Source organism: Acinetobacter terrestris, from assembly GCF_004331155.1.
Lineage (GTDB): Bacteria > Pseudomonadota > Gammaproteobacteria > Pseudomonadales > Moraxellaceae > Acinetobacter > Acinetobacter terrestris.
Genome location: NZ_SJNZ01000018.1, coordinates 1 through 15,034 on the forward strand (window position 1 = coordinate 1; position 15,034 = coordinate 15,034).

Below are 15,034 nucleotides of genomic sequence, written 5' to 3' on the forward strand. Positions count from 1 at the left end.
CTCATTCCATGCTCACGGCAAAGGTTTGGAACAGGTGTTCCTGCTTCAGCTTGTTTCAAAATACTCATAATTAAGCTGTCTGAATATTTAGATATTTTCATAGAAAATCTCCTTAAATCAAGGGTATTCGATTTTCTACTTTTAAGTCCAATTATTTGCGGGGGGCATTACCATATTATCTGATCTATTCATAAGTAAATGTAATTTTCAGTCCAAAAACTCATTCACCGATTTTTGTCTCTAGTCGCTATTATTAGCATAGATTTATAACATTAAATACAGTAATCATTTTACCTGCGTATAAAATGATTGAATAAATAAGTAACTATTTTAAAATATTTTATTAAAATAAAACCACCATTTGAATATTAGATTCTAAAAAAATCTATTTAACGCATTATAAAAATTAAAATGCAATCTTTTTCCAAGCATTGACATATCTATTCTTAATACAAACTAGAATTAATCTTTCACGAATTGTCAGCTTAAAACCTTTATTACACTCATTAAGCAAATCAGTTAATTTAGAGAAAATGAACAATAATTCAGGAGAATTTAAATAAAAACTCCTATTCTTCATCATTAAACCAGACTCAAGAATAAGTTGCCTAAAAAATAGATTATCTATAGATAGATTTAATCTTTTAGTTTCATTTACACAATATTGAATCATGTACAAATGATCCCATACTAAATTCTTATTTTCTATAGATTTAGTTATAGAACCTGGAGCATCCCTGTATAAATAACCAACACACCCCAAGTGCATATATTGGTTGCAAAGTCTAAACACTATTTTATGTATAATTTCATCTTCAAATTCTACTCCTTCTGGAAATCGAATATTTTCAAATAATTCTCGCTTATAAAGTTTAGCCCATGCATAACCAGAAGAAAATTCTAACATTTTACTATGAACATTCGTTATTATTGGCTTAGAAACCGATTTAGTTAAATTATAATCTATAGTTTTTTCAGATTGAAATCTGACATAAGAAAACTCTACTATATCCAAATCATAGTTCATGGCCTGATCTATAGTTTTTTGTATGCTATTGTTATATAAAAGATCATCACAATCTAAAAACATTAAATATCTTCCAGCAGAATTGATAATACCAAAATTTCTGGCTGAAGAAACACCTTGGTTTTTTTTCCAATTAAATATTCTTATATTTTTATGATGTGAAAATTCCTCTAAAGATTCTCTTGTTGAGTCTGTAGAGCAATCATTAATGACCAATATTTCATAATTATATTTTATATCTTGCTCTAGAATTGAATAAATGCATTGTTTAATATAATTCTCTGCATTATATGCGGCAATAATAATAGACAAATCCACCTGAATCTCTTTTTCAAAACCATATTGAATTTTTCTTAACTTGACTTCTTTACCCTCTTTAATACTGGGTATCACTTTTGTAGCAAAGATATCTTTTATAAGATGAGCTAAAAACTCAAGATATCGATATATCAAATAAAAATAAAATAATAATTCTATCAAAAATGAATAACCAATTTTTCCTAGCCTTACTTTTATTGCATTTTTAATAATATTATCTGTTAAATTATGCATACACACTCCCCTTAAAAAAATAAATTAAAAATTATAATAATATATTGGCTTTAAAAACTAATCTGCTCTCATTAACTCCCGTTTTACTCTCAAGATCTAGCCCAGATAGGATAATATTATTAGTTTCAACTATCTTGCAGCATTTTCCACAATAAGCTTGCTATATTTATAATTATTAGTCAGCAAGTTTTTTATTTAGCGAAGAAGAACGCCCCTTCCCGTTATCCTAACCTATGAGAAGTAAATATCAGCAGACTAAATAACTCTGCCTGCTGCATGGCTTGCTTAAAAATGATTGAACCAGCAATATTTTTATCAAAATGGTTAGGCGGAATCTGACTAGCTTTTCCCTACAAGTTTGAAGTCAGTAAAATGGATCAGCACATCAATTAAGTAATGTATAAAAATTTGGTGCATTAGAGCAGTACAAATATCATTTTTGATAAATTTCAAGGTTGGGCCAGCCAATTTCTGTAAACTATTGAGTGCCTCGAGTTACGATTCGTAGCTTACCCAATACCATCAAACTATCTCTGCATTTAGCAATTCAATCCTGGTATATGAGCCAATATAAATACCCCTTTATCCTATGCTTTAATCATCAATTTCACCTAATAAGATTTTCAATACACCTTAGAATGTCAAAGCATTCTAAGGATTGCCTTCTTAGATCATATCGGGTAAATACAGCAAGCTAATTTTATCCATTTTTTATAATTTGAATGTAAGAATAATTCTTAACTTTAAATATATAAATGAAATAGCATTTTAATCATAATTAATAATTATTTTAATTAAATTCTCCTTACTCTACTTCTTTTATATTCCCTTTAAATAACGAAGGTCCAACATGACCGGGTGCATTAATGCCTTCACATTTTACCATGACAGTAACTGTCTTAAACATAATCTTAAAGTCGACCCATAAATTATGATTATTGACATACCAGACATCACATTTAAAACGTTCTTCATAGTCCAATTCATTACGTCCACTAACTTGCGCTAAGCCGGTCATACCTGGACGTACTTCTAAGCGACGTGCCTGTTCAGGAGAATACAATTCTACAAATTCTTTAAGCATGGGACGTGGTCCAACAATACTCATATCACCTTTTAACACGTTAATTAGTTGTGGCATTTCATCCAGACTGGTCAAACGCAATTTTTGTCCAAAAGGAGTAATACGCTGCTCATCTGATAGGGGCTGACCATCTTGATCATATATATCCTTCATCGAACGAAATTTAATCATCTTAAAAAGCTTGCCATTTTTTCCTGGACGCTCTTGGTAAAAAAATATCGGAGAACCAAGATTCTTCCTTACCTTATAAGCCACAATAATAAAAATCGGAGATAATATGAATAAAGCTATGAATACAATAACTATATCAACTAGACGTTTAAATATTCTGCTTCTATTTTCAACAAGATCAGCAATAAGATAAAACTTTTCCTGAGGTATAGAGGAATTTTCCAAAATCAAATCATTTTCAGTAAGAGGATGCCAAGAGCTTGCTGTCTCTGATTCAACAACTTGCTCTTTTTTTGGATAAAATGGTATATACGAAGCGTTGTATCTATACATATTTGTAGAATATTTTTTTAATGTAGTATCATTTTTCTGAATAAATAAAGACTTATACATCACAATAGGATTCCCCACAGAACTTTTGATCCTATTTTTTTCTTGTTGTAGATCCATTAATAAACACCTCATATGTCTATTTTTTTTCAATCATATCAATTGTTTTCTATTTAAAATAGAGGTATATTTTTTGTAAAAAGTGTTAATTTATGATTTTATAAAACATTAATAATTCTATTTATCAATAATCTTATTTAATATTTCTATTTACAATTCACTTAATATAGAAAAAAAACACCTATATAATTATTAATAAAATAAAGAAGTTAATAAATTTCATCTATTTAAGAATCTTTATTATATTTCAATTAATAATTGTGAAAATTATTATTTTTTAAGAAAATATTACTTTACAAAATATGACAAATATCCTATTTAAAAATATGTGACAAAATGTAAATTAATACGAAATAATATGAATAGATATACCGAATTTACCTCTGATGAGATCAGATTTACATCGTTAACAGTTTTATTACACAAATCTATAACTAAAGGCCAATAAAGTGGAAATCAAACTTACACAGATACAGCTATTCAATACTGCCTGATAATCAAATCGCTATTTAGGCTGTTTTTAAGAATGGCCTCTGGATGTGTACAGAGCTAAATTAAGATGTACTGGCTAGATTGGATTACATTACAATTTTCAGATGAAAAAGACATAAGGATATCGCGATTAGCTATCAAAAAAAGCACTCTTGGACTGCATTTTATTATTGATAGTACATGCCTAAAATTCCTAGGTGAAGGCGAATGGAACGCAAGAAACCTGACTATCGATGCCAGTGGCATAAATTACATATTAATAAAGATGCTAGCATCTCATATCTTAAATTTGGATGGAATGGTCTACTAAATTTAATTGCTTAATATTTTTGCAACAAAGCCATAGTTATTTATATGAGATTCAAAAATATTGTTAAATAACTTTCCTATAACTGATTAATTCCTATAATTTTTAATAGTCTATAATTTATAAGATCAGCATTAAAGTTTTTTTTAGCATATAAAAATCCTTGATATCCCATTACATTCACTTGCTCAGGATATTTAATAAAATAAATCATTTTTTCTACCAGTGCATCTACATTCCATTTTGGAATAAGAAAGCCAGTTACGCCTTCTATTACTGTTTCCTTACAACCAGGAACATCAGTTGTAATCACTGGGCGTCCAATGGCCATAGCTTCTTGAGTGCTGCGTGGCACCCCTTCTCTGTAATAGGATGGCAATATAAATACTGCACTGTTGCTTATTTGCTGATTAACATCTGTTACAAATCCATCGTATATAATAATACCTGTTTTTATAAACTCATCTAATTCTGCTTGTTTTAAACCTGTTGGATTCTCAGTATCCAAATTACCAATAATCTTAAATGATACTTCAGGATATTGTTTTTTAATTATTTTTGCAGCCTCTAGATATTCAAATATACCCTTTTCAGCAATTAATCTCGCTATAAAAATAAAAGATAGATTTTTTTGATCATCCCATTCTTTATACACATAATCCTGTAAATTAAGGCCTATCGGTCCTAATACCTCAACCGCATTTTTTTTATGTGAAATATTATACTGGTCTACTAAATCTTTAGGATCATCATGATTTAAGAAAATAATTTTATCTAAAAATGGAAATGCAAGACGATATAAATATACCTGCATGAATCGTATAAATTTAGTTTTAAAACTTTGTCCGTACTTATGTATCGTAAAAGGTGAACCTAAACCCTCAATCATGCCACAAATATAGGGAACTTTTGCCTGATAAGCAGCTAAGGTAGCATAAATCACTGGTTTCGTTGAATATGAAAATACAATATCAGGTTGCATTACTTTTATTTTTTGCATAAGTTGATAAGTCGATTGGACATCAGCCAATGGATTTAGGCCTCCTCGGCTAAGTTGATAAGTAATAGGAGTAGCGCCTAAATTTTCTATTTTAGCTAACCATTCATTGGTATATTCTGATACAAAAGCATAAACTTGATAATTCTGTTCTAAACATAACAATATTAAATCTTTACGAAAAAAATAAAGATTGAATGCAGTAGTTCCAATAATAATAATTTTTTTATTTTTCATATAAATTTAGCCATTTTTTTATTATTAATTGTAGGTCAAAGTTATGTTTAACATACTCTAAGCCCTGCTGATTATTTATTTTAATATCTGCATTGGACATTTCCATTGCAGTGGTTAAGGCTTGTGCCAAAGCTGTGCTATCTTTGGGTGGCACGAGTAAACCCGTATTACCCATAACTTCTTTTACGCCACCACAGTCTGTGGCGACAACAAAAGTCTCACAGGCCATTGCTTCTGCAACCACAAGACCAAAGCCTTCAAAAGCAGATGACAACACAAAGACATCTGCCTCAGACATTAATTCTGGAATATCATTACGTCGGCCTAATAGCTCAACATTATTTTCAAGGGAAAGTTTCTGAATTAAACTGAGTATATTTTTTCGTTCTTCACCGTCACCAACAATGAAGAGCTTAAAATCACTTTTTTTTTCTTTTTTTATAATTAGTAATGTATTTAGCAAATTAGGATAGTCTTTTTGAATATTTAAACGACCCACTGCCAATATTTTTTTTATATGATTTCTTGTATCATCATGATTTAACTTTGGCTGAGAAAGTTCAATATTTTTAAATTTATTTAAATCTATACCATTATAAACTGCAATTGCAGTATCTTTGAATGCTTTTTTTTGAATAAATGCTTCAACTGCTTCAACACTCACGTTGGTATTAATATCAGATAAACTATCCGTAATTCGGTACGCTGCCATACGGAGCTTACCACCTTCATTTGCGTTGTGGGCTGTACAAATAATTTTAGGCACATTACAGACTATACGATTTAAACGTACGAAAATATTTGCATGCACCATATGTGCATGTACTATATCTGGTTTAAAAGATAAAATTAATGCCCGATATTTTTTTGATGCAAAAACAAAATCATTAATTTTTTCAAAACCTAAGTAAATCAATTGAATATAATTACACTCAGGTTTTACAACGACATCTCTTCCTTTTAGATAGGCTATTTTAACTTGATGACCACGTAGATGCATTTGATCAGCCAAAGTTGCAACTACTTTTTCAGCCCCACCTCCACTCAACCCCGTAATAACATATAAAATTTTCATTAAAACACCCAATTAGACAGGTAGTTAGATATATAATTTTGATAAGGAATCCATGCTTTTACTGACCAAACTCCATGAAAAAACCATAAATACATTTGTATGGTATAGAATGCAATTAAAGTAAAAAGTAAAAATATTTTATTTGTTCGTGAAAAGTTACTAAAAATAGTACAGATTACAAATAGATCAAAAAATATTAAATAAAGGTTGAAGCGATCTGCCAAAGTAGAAAAAATAATACCTAATGGCAATATAAATAAAACCAAAATACAAAAATAACGAATTATAGGGTAATAACTTTGTTTTTTAAAAAAATCATTATATTTATAAAACAATAAAAGTGGGATTAAATGATATATCCAGCGAACAAAAAAACCTTTAGAATTTATATTTTCATTACCTTGAAGATATATATTAGTGTCTTGCAAACTAGAATAATAAATTATAATTGAAATTAAAATTAATGATATACCAATATAGAAAATATTAAAAAATTTAGAGTATTGAAACTTAGTAGATATAAGAATAGGCAAGAAAAATAACAATGCAATTGCAGTTTTATGAAAAAGTGCTGCTAATATAATTAAAAAAGTAAATTGAATAAATCGACTTTCCAACAACCTACAAAATGCCCATAAACTGATACTAATAGCTACAGCCTGGCGATTATAGTTCATAGATACAACTAAAAGGTAATAAGGGAAACATACCAATAAAACTAACCAATATTTTTCTAATTTTAATGCAGATTTCAGTAAAAAAAATAGCACCAAAAAACCACAAATTGCATTGACAAAAAAAGTATCCTGATAGCCAAAAACATGCCCCATGTAATTTAAAATCTTATAGGCTGGATCACTCCCAAGAAGAATTAATTTTAAATCTGTGTCTTTTCCTAACTCATAAAAAAATAAATAATTATACCAATCAGCTCCAACCTGATAACGAAAACCAATAAAAACAAATAAAAATAAAAAAGTAATAATTAAAATAACTTTCCCAAAACCATTTTTATAAGAGGAAAATATATTGCATAAGCATAAATAAAACCAAATCACCCAATAAATGACCATATTATTTTAAAACCTTTTATTTATTAATAACAATTAAAAAAATAAAATAGATTTCATTTGATAGATAAAAAGAAATTATTCCATTTTTCATTTATATTGTTTACGCTATACTCCAAACTTTTCTTATATGCATTTTCAGATCTTTCAAGTAAATTATCTTCGTTAAAAATAATTTCTGATATTTTCTCCGAAAACAATTTAATATTATTATTTTCAACCAAAAAACCAACCTGATCATCTATAATATTTTTTGGCCCAGTTGGACAATCAAATGATACGACTAACATACCAGCTGACATAGCCTCTAATAGCACCATACCAAAACTTTCATAATAGGATGTCATCGCATATATTTTTGATTCCCTCATTAATTCAATAATATAAGAAGTTGAAGGCTTAATGGAAACTGTATCTGACAGCTTTAATTGCCTTATAAGCGCTTCAAGATCATCAAGTACATTTTTCTCTCCATCGCCATATATTTCTAAAACCCAATTTGGATGTTTGTCCTGTACTAATGACCAAGCTGATATAAGTCTATTAAAACCTTTAATTTCGACTATTCTTCCAGCAGCAAGAATTTTATTTTTTCTTAAGGGAAAGGGAATCAAACCTCGATGATCAATTTTTATTGGATTTGGGATAACGATCTTATTTTTAAGAAAATCTGCTAATCCAGCTTCTTCTCTTGTTAAAAATACATGATACATAAATTTCTTCATAATTCCTTTCCTAATTCCATTAGGAGGATATTGATAGATACTCGCATGATGTTCTAAAACTGTTTTTCCTTTCCCCCACAAGAACGGAACAAAATATAAACTATGTACCCCTATTACATTTATCGTTGCATCTGGATTTATCTTCAAAATCTGAATCTGAAGTTTTATAAAAAAAACAATACTCAAAAATATATTATAAAAATTCAATTTAAAGCCACCATTATTTTTTCTTTTAAATTTTATATTTATATCTACATATTTAATTTTATCATCTTTTCCAAAATAAAAAGGCAGTTGTCCATTCTCTGTAGTTAACACATAAACATCATGCTCTTTACTTAACTCACTAAGTCTATTACTGACAACCCTTTCAATACCGCCAGGTTTATAAAGATGATTCAGAATAAAGCATAACCTCATAATAATAACTCACAATTCATTCATTTATATTAATTACATACAAATAAAATCATGAAACATTCAATTAAAATAGTTTATATTTTATTAATTAGCTGATTTTAAAATTTTAGATAGAAAAAGCTTTTTCAAAATATATGTTTTCTTAAAAAAATCTATTATAAACCGCTTAGGATCAATTAAAAAAAGCTGTAATAGGTATTTAATCTCATAATTTGATTTAGCAGCAAGTTCCAAACAATTAAGCCAATATACATTCCTTAAAGCTTTTTCATAATATGGGGAATCTTTAAAAAAAGACAAAACATCTAAGCGACCTCTATGCATTTTATCTAATTGTTTGATTGTATTATTATCATGTTGCCTGTATTTCGCAAAGAAATCTGGAACAACGAGTAGATCTCCAATTTTTGCCAATTTTAACCACATATACCAATCCTCAATAATCAATCCATCTTTATATCCTCCCACTTTCTTTAAATGTTCACTTCTAATCATTTGACTAGGACAAAATATCTGACATTCATTTAAAATAATACTTTTAAAATCATATAAACGTGATTCAACTATCCTCTCCTCTCCTATATTTTTATTTTCTTCATCAATCAGATATATTGATCCAAATACAGCAACAACATTTTTATTATCAGATAAAAGTTTGACTTGTTTTTCTATTTTATCAGGCAAAATAATATCATCTGAATCTTGTGAAGATAAATATTCACCTTTACACCACTCCAAAGCTTCATTTAAAGTCGCGCTTAATCCTTTATTTGGTCTATATCTAAACTCAAATTTTGTAAATCTTTTTTCACACAATACAACCATTTCTTTTATTTTTTCTACAGATGAGTCTTTAGAACCATCATCAATAATAATTAGTTCAACATTCTCATAAGATTGATTAATTATACCTCTGATACTATCCTGTACAAATTTTTCATGATTATAGCAAGGTATAATAATTGAAACTAAAGGAGCCTTCATTTTTAATAATTCCTCATTTTATTTTTAAATCCATAACATCAATATTAATTATTGTTTTAAAAATTTTACAAAACCCCAATTTTGCTATTCTTTATATTTTTTAATTTGTTCTATTTTTTAATTCTTACATATTTCATTATCTAAATTATTAAATCATATATCGTTTAATTTTTTAAATGCCAAGTAATTACATACCCCCCAATACAATAAGCCGTTTGTAGCAAATGCTATCGTAATACCTTTATACCCCCATATCCCTGAAAATAAAACTGTTAAAGGAATAATACTTAAAGCAAAAAAAATCTCTGTACCAATAAAAATTTTCATCATGGCTTGACTTAAAATAACATACCCTACAATCCATCCTCCAATCTTTATCACATCTCCAACTAATTGCCATGAGAGCAACTCCAGCATAGGTAAAAACTGATCTGTAAATAACAATTTAACGACCCATTCTTTCATTATAAAAATAGTTAAACAAGTTATTATTGCTATAGGGAGTATCCATTTATATCCATAATTTACTTCTTTTTTTATTTCTGTATAAGTCTGCAGTTGAGACAATTTTGGAAGATAGTAAATACTTAAAATAGATCCGACTAGCATGAGATAACCATTGCTTAATTTTGTCATGGCATCCCAATAACCAGCATAATTTATACCAAATTCTGAAATTATGATTTTTCTTATTAATATTTGTGAAATATTATCAAAAAAGACACTTATTAATACCATTAAAGCAAATATACTTAATTTTTTTGCAATGTCCCTTTGAATTACCCCAAAAATATAACTGAATTTAAACCAACTTGTACGATAGCATAGTATGATTGTAACCACGAAATTTAAAGACTGAAAAATAGATAATGCAATTAATGCACCTTTTAACCCAAAATTTATAGCTAATAAGGAAGTAATAGCCAGTGAGAATATACTACCAAAAATGTTTGCAACTACAAGCTTACTGATATCTTGCATACCATTCAATATAGCAAGTAAAAATGCATTAAAACTAAAGAAAATCAAAAATATAGCAAACCATACTAATATTATTTGATATTCAGTTGATCCAAATAGATAAAGTATAATTGTTTTCTGAAATAAAATTATAAGTGCCATTAAAATTAGGCTACAGACTAAAACTATACTTCCTGCTGTTCGCCAAAGCTCTCTTTGTCTTTTTTCATCCTCATGATATTCAGAAGTGTATTTAACTACACCCGTATTAATGGCATTACCAGCAAAAGTAATGACCATTTGAATAAAATTTTGAAACTGGCTGATTGCTGCATATCCAGCAGGACCAACATAAACAGCCAGTATTTTATTCAGAACAAACATAGCAGCAATTTTAATCAAGGAAGCTATGCCATTCAGTACACTGGTTTTTAGCAAATTCATTTATATTTTAAATCCATTACATAATTGAACCACTTTTTTTGCTTCATCCATAGATAAATTAGGCCCAATAGGTAAACTCAAGACTTCTGCATGAATTTGTTCTGAGATCGGTAAACTTAAATCATTCCATTCCTTATATGCGTGTTGCTTATGCGGTGGAATGGGATAATGAATTAATGTTTGCACCTCATGCTCTGTCAGATATTTTTGTAATGCTTCACGGTGCTTGGTCCGTATAACAAACAAGTGCCACACATGTTGTAAATAATTTTTTGCCTCTATATTTTTTAAGGGAAGCGTAATAGCTGGATTTTTAATTTCTTTTAAATATAAGTCAGCAATTTGACGACGGTGCTGATTTTCCTGATCTAAAAAGTTCAATTTCACATTCAACATTGCAGCCTGAATTTCATCAAGTCGGCTGTTCACACCAAGTACTAAATTTTTATATTTTTCATGTGAGCCATAATTACGTAATGCTTTGAGCATATTTGCCAGCTCAGCATCATTGGTCGTAATAGCGCCGGCATCGCCAAGTGCACCTAAGTTTTTACCTGGATAAAAACTAAAGCCTGAAGCGTCCCCCCAACTCCCCGCTTTTCTACCTGCTATTTCAGCACCATGAGCTTGTGCAGAATCCTCTAACACCAATAATTTATGCTTTGCTGCTATATCCATAATTTCTGGCATTGCAGTGATCTGCCCATATAAATGAACAGGCAAAATCACTCTAGTTTTAGCTGTAATAGCGGTTTCTATTTTTTTATAATCAATATTAAAAGTTACAGCATCCGGTTCAACCAACACTGGTTTTAGATCATTCTCTGTAATAGCAAGAATACTCGCAATATACGTATTTGATGGAACAATTACTTCATCTCCATCTTTTAATTTACCCAATTCTTTCCATGCGCGCAGAGTCAAAATAAGTGCATCTAATCCATTAGCTACCCCTATTGCAAACTGTGTTCCACAATAATTTGCAAAGTTTTGTTCGAATTCTTTTAGTTCATTACCATCTATATACCAACCAGAATCGATTACACGCATGCAAGCAGTGACAAGCTTGTCATGATATTGAGCATTAATCGCTTTAAGATCGAGAAAAGGAATCATTTTTATTAATCTCATAAAAAATCTTGGACTATGGCTCTGAAACTAAAGCCTTCTTTTTAGCAATTAAGCCTGTATTTATAATCTACTACTGTCTTATTTTAATATAACGAAATCAGTTCTATTGACTACACTGATAAAATTATTAATAAGTTAATTTTTAAAATTTTATTCCCTAATAAAATGTACTCTATTCATTTTATTTAAATCAGCTTCACCGTTCATCTTAAACAGAACTGGGGAAGTAATTTTCCTTCAATATAAAACAAGGCTTTAGATTCAAGCTGGAATTTTTTTTGAATAAAATTTCTATCTTTATATTTGTTTAACAGAAAACTCTAATATCTATATTAATTTTTCTTAAAATTTTTTTACAAATATCAATTATACAAAATAAAATAACCTCATAAAGATTAATAACATTTTAATAAATTAATAACACGCCCTTTCTGTAGCTTTATTTTTTATACTCCCCAAAAATTCATCATAATTACGAATATAATCATTCTCATCATAATGGCTATTTGCCAATACCAATAATACACAATCTTCAGAAAAATCATGCATTTCACGCCAAGTTAAACTTTCAATCATTAAGCCTTGTGTTGGAGAGTTTAAAATGACTGCTTCCCTATGAAAACCATCATCCAATATAAAGCGGCAACTTCCTTTTACACACACAGCGATTTGTTTTAAATTGATATGTGCATGAAAACCGCGTGATTTGTTACCCGATGTATTAAAAATATAATATAGACGCTTTATTTCAAAAGGGATGGATTGGCTAGACTCAATGGCAACAAACCCACCCCGGTCATCACCAAAACTGGGTAAATCGACCAATTTAACTAAATTCATTTTTATTCCTTCACCAAAGAAATCAAATATTGACCATAACTATTTTTACTCATGCTTTGACCAATAGCTAAAACCTGTTCTTTGCTCAACCAGCCATTATTCAGTGCAATTTCTTCTAGGCAGGCAACTTTATAACCTTGGCGCTTTTCAAGCGTTTCTACAAACTGAGCTGCTTCAAGTAAACTGCCCTGAGTACCTGTATCTAACCAGGCAAAACCACGCTCAAGCAATTCAACGTTTAAATCACCATGTTCCAAATACATCTGATTTACCGTGGTAATTTCCAACTCACCACGCTCGGATGGCTTCACCTGTTTGGCAATCTCAACAACATCATTATCATAAAAATAAAGACCAGTCACAGCAAAATTGGATTTTGGATATTTCGGTTTTTCTTCTATTGAGACAGCACGTTTTTGTTCATCAAATTCCACCACACCAAAACGTTCAGGATCTTTGACCTGATAGCCAAATACAGTTGCGCCTTTTTGACGCGCTGCAGCTTGACGTAACATTGATGTAAAACCTGGCCCATAAAAAATATTATCGCCAAGAACTAAACACACATTGCTTGTGCCAATAAATTCTTCACCCACAATAAATGCTTGTGCTAAACCATCAGGACAAGGCTGTATCGCGTAACTCAGCTCTATACCAAATTGTGAACCATCCCCTAATAAGCGCTTAAACCCATCAATATCATCAGGCGTACTAATCACAAGAACTTCACGAATGCCCGCCAGCATCAATACGGACAACGGATAATACACCATCGGTTTGTCGTAAATAGGAAGCAACTGTTTCGAAATACCTTTGGTAATAGGATATAAACGTGTGCCCGAACCACCCGCTAAAATAATGCCTTTTGTTGTTCTTGACATTATACTGCCTCCCCTAAACGTTCACGCTGATAAGAACCATCCTGAACACGACGGCACCATTCCAAATTATCCAGATACCATTGCACTGTTTTACGAATGCCAGTTTCAAATGATTCTTGAGGTTTCCAACCTAATTCACGCTCAATTTTTGAGGCATCAATGGCATAACGTAAATCATGTCCAGGCCGGTCTTTGACAAAAGTCATTAATTTTTCATAACTTTGACCATTCAGCTGTGGTTCTAGTTCATCTAAAATCTGACAAATGGTTTTAATCACTTCTATATTTTGTTTTTCATTATGCCCACCAATATTGTAGGTTTCTCCCACAACTCCCTCTGTGGCGACTCGATATAAAGCGCGAGCATGATCTTCTACAAAGAGCCAATCACGAATTTGCTGACCATTGCCATAAACAGGTAATGGCTTCCCATCCAAGGCATTTAAAATCACTAATGGAATCAATTTTTCAGGAAAATGATAAGGTCCATAATTATTTGAACAGTTAGTTACCACCACTGGGAAACCATACGTTCTATGCCAAGCTCGAACCAAATGATCTGAGCTGGCTTTACTCGCTGAATAGGGGGAACTTGGCAAATAAGCTGTGTTTTCAGTAAATAAGTCTGTGGTACCTTCTAAATCCCCATACACTTCATCAGTTGAAATATGATGAAATTTAAATTTAGACTTTTTTCCTTCAGCCAGATTTTGCCAGTATTTTCGTGCAACCTCTAATAGCGTGTAAGTCCCCACTATATTGGTTGTAATAAATGCAGCCGGACCATCAATCGAGCGATCCACATGGGACTCTGCTGCCAGATGCATCACAATATCAGGCTGAAAATCTGAGAATAATTGCTCTACAGCCGCATGGTCACAAATATCAGTTTCAGAAAATTGGTAACGAGGATTATCCGATATAGAAATTAAAGATTCTAAATTACCGGCATAAGTCAATTTATCAATATTTAAAACATGATGTTCAGTATTTTTTATAATATGCCGAATTACAGCAGATCCAATAAAACCGGCCCCACCAGTCACCAATATTTTTATCATCATTTTTAGTGTTCCACTTATTCATTTTTATTTTATTTTTCAACTATTATTCTTGATGAATCAATGCCTTCTAGGCATATGTCTTTTTCTTTACTCGTTTATAACATAAATTATTTTTTTATTACA

Annotated in this window: 13 protein-coding genes and 1 pseudogene; 1 reads left to right on the forward strand and 13 read right to left on the reverse strand. The window is 30.3% G+C overall.

The genetic code is table 11. The features are described 5' to 3' along the window. The 3 genes from E0H81_RS16350 to E0H81_RS10820 all read right to left on the reverse strand — a co-directional run. Positions 1 to 101: transposase (locus E0H81_RS16350; RefSeq protein ID WP_214613819.1), on the reverse strand; the 101-nt coding region annotated here is incomplete at its 3' end. Between the two features lie 305 nt (positions 102 to 406). Beyond that, positions 407 to 1,579, reverse strand: coding sequence for a glycosyltransferase family 2 protein (locus tag E0H81_RS10815; RefSeq protein ID WP_131318834.1), 1,173 nt, complete (start codon positions 1,577 to 1,579; stop codon positions 407 to 409). Between the two features lie 805 nt (positions 1,580 to 2,384). Beyond that, positions 2,385 to 2,990, reverse strand: coding sequence for a sugar transferase (locus tag E0H81_RS10820; protein WP_131318918.1), 606 nt, complete (start codon positions 2,988 to 2,990; stop codon positions 2,385 to 2,387). Between the two features lie 748 nt (positions 2,991 to 3,738). Here E0H81_RS10820 and E0H81_RS16240 point away from each other — a divergent pair. Continuing rightward, positions 3,739 to 4,046 (forward strand): annotated as a pseudogene (locus E0H81_RS16240) (transposase); the annotation flags it as partial. A 116-nt stretch (positions 4,047 to 4,162) separates the two neighbouring features. Here E0H81_RS16240 and E0H81_RS10830 read toward each other — a convergent pair. From E0H81_RS10830 to rfbB, 10 genes are all read right to left on the reverse strand, one after another. Continuing rightward, the gene (locus tag E0H81_RS10830) at positions 4,163 to 5,317 is read right to left on the reverse strand and encodes a glycosyltransferase family 4 protein (protein ID WP_131318836.1); all 1,155 of its coding nucleotides are present in this window, start codon (positions 5,315 to 5,317) and stop codon (positions 4,163 to 4,165) included. After that, the gene (locus E0H81_RS10835; protein WP_131318838.1) at positions 5,307 to 6,392 is read right to left on the reverse strand and encodes a glycosyltransferase; all 1,086 of its coding nucleotides are present in this window, start codon (positions 6,390 to 6,392) and stop codon (positions 5,307 to 5,309) included. The genes E0H81_RS10830 and E0H81_RS10835 overlap by 11 nt, the downstream gene beginning before the upstream one ends. Next, the gene (locus tag E0H81_RS10840; RefSeq protein WP_131318840.1) at positions 6,392 to 7,465 is read right to left on the reverse strand and encodes an EpsG family protein; all 1,074 of its coding nucleotides are present in this window, start codon (positions 7,463 to 7,465) and stop codon (positions 6,392 to 6,394) included. The genes E0H81_RS10835 and E0H81_RS10840 overlap by 1 nt, the downstream gene beginning before the upstream one ends. A gap of 53 nt (positions 7,466 to 7,518) precedes the next feature. After that, positions 7,519 to 8,607 (reverse strand): glycosyltransferase, encoded by a 1,089-nt coding sequence (locus E0H81_RS10845; protein WP_131318842.1) that lies wholly within the window; start codon positions 8,605 to 8,607, stop codon positions 7,519 to 7,521. 84 nt (positions 8,608 to 8,691) lie between these two features. Continuing rightward, positions 8,692 to 9,591, reverse strand: coding sequence for a glycosyltransferase family 2 protein (locus E0H81_RS10850; protein ID WP_131318844.1), 900 nt, complete (start codon positions 9,589 to 9,591; stop codon positions 8,692 to 8,694). 153 nt (positions 9,592 to 9,744) lie between these two features. After that, a complete protein-coding gene (locus tag E0H81_RS10855) occupies positions 9,745 to 10,995 on the reverse strand; it encodes an O-antigen translocase (protein WP_131318846.1) in 1,251 nt (416 codons plus the stop codon). After that, positions 10,996 to 12,111, reverse strand: coding sequence for a DegT/DnrJ/EryC1/StrS family aminotransferase (locus tag E0H81_RS10860; RefSeq protein WP_131318848.1), 1,116 nt, complete (start codon positions 12,109 to 12,111; stop codon positions 10,996 to 10,998). It abuts the gene before it with no gap. A 429-nt stretch (positions 12,112 to 12,540) separates the two neighbouring features. After that, complete coding sequence (locus E0H81_RS10865; protein WP_131318850.1) at positions 12,541 to 12,966, reverse strand: sugar 3,4-ketoisomerase; 426 nt, start codon at positions 12,964 to 12,966, stop codon at positions 12,541 to 12,543. Between the two features lie 2 nt (positions 12,967 to 12,968). Then, a complete protein-coding gene (gene rfbA / locus E0H81_RS10870; RefSeq protein WP_131318852.1) occupies positions 12,969 to 13,847 on the reverse strand; it encodes a glucose-1-phosphate thymidylyltransferase RfbA in 879 nt (292 codons plus the stop codon). Beyond that, positions 13,847 to 14,905 carry a dTDP-glucose 4,6-dehydratase gene (gene rfbB, locus E0H81_RS10875; protein WP_171458595.1) on the reverse strand — a complete coding sequence of 353 codons (1,059 nt, stop codon included), beginning with the start codon at positions 14,903 to 14,905 and terminating at the stop codon, positions 13,847 to 13,849. The genes rfbA and rfbB overlap by 1 nt, the downstream gene beginning before the upstream one ends. Positions 14,906 to 15,034: the final 129 nt, after the last annotated feature.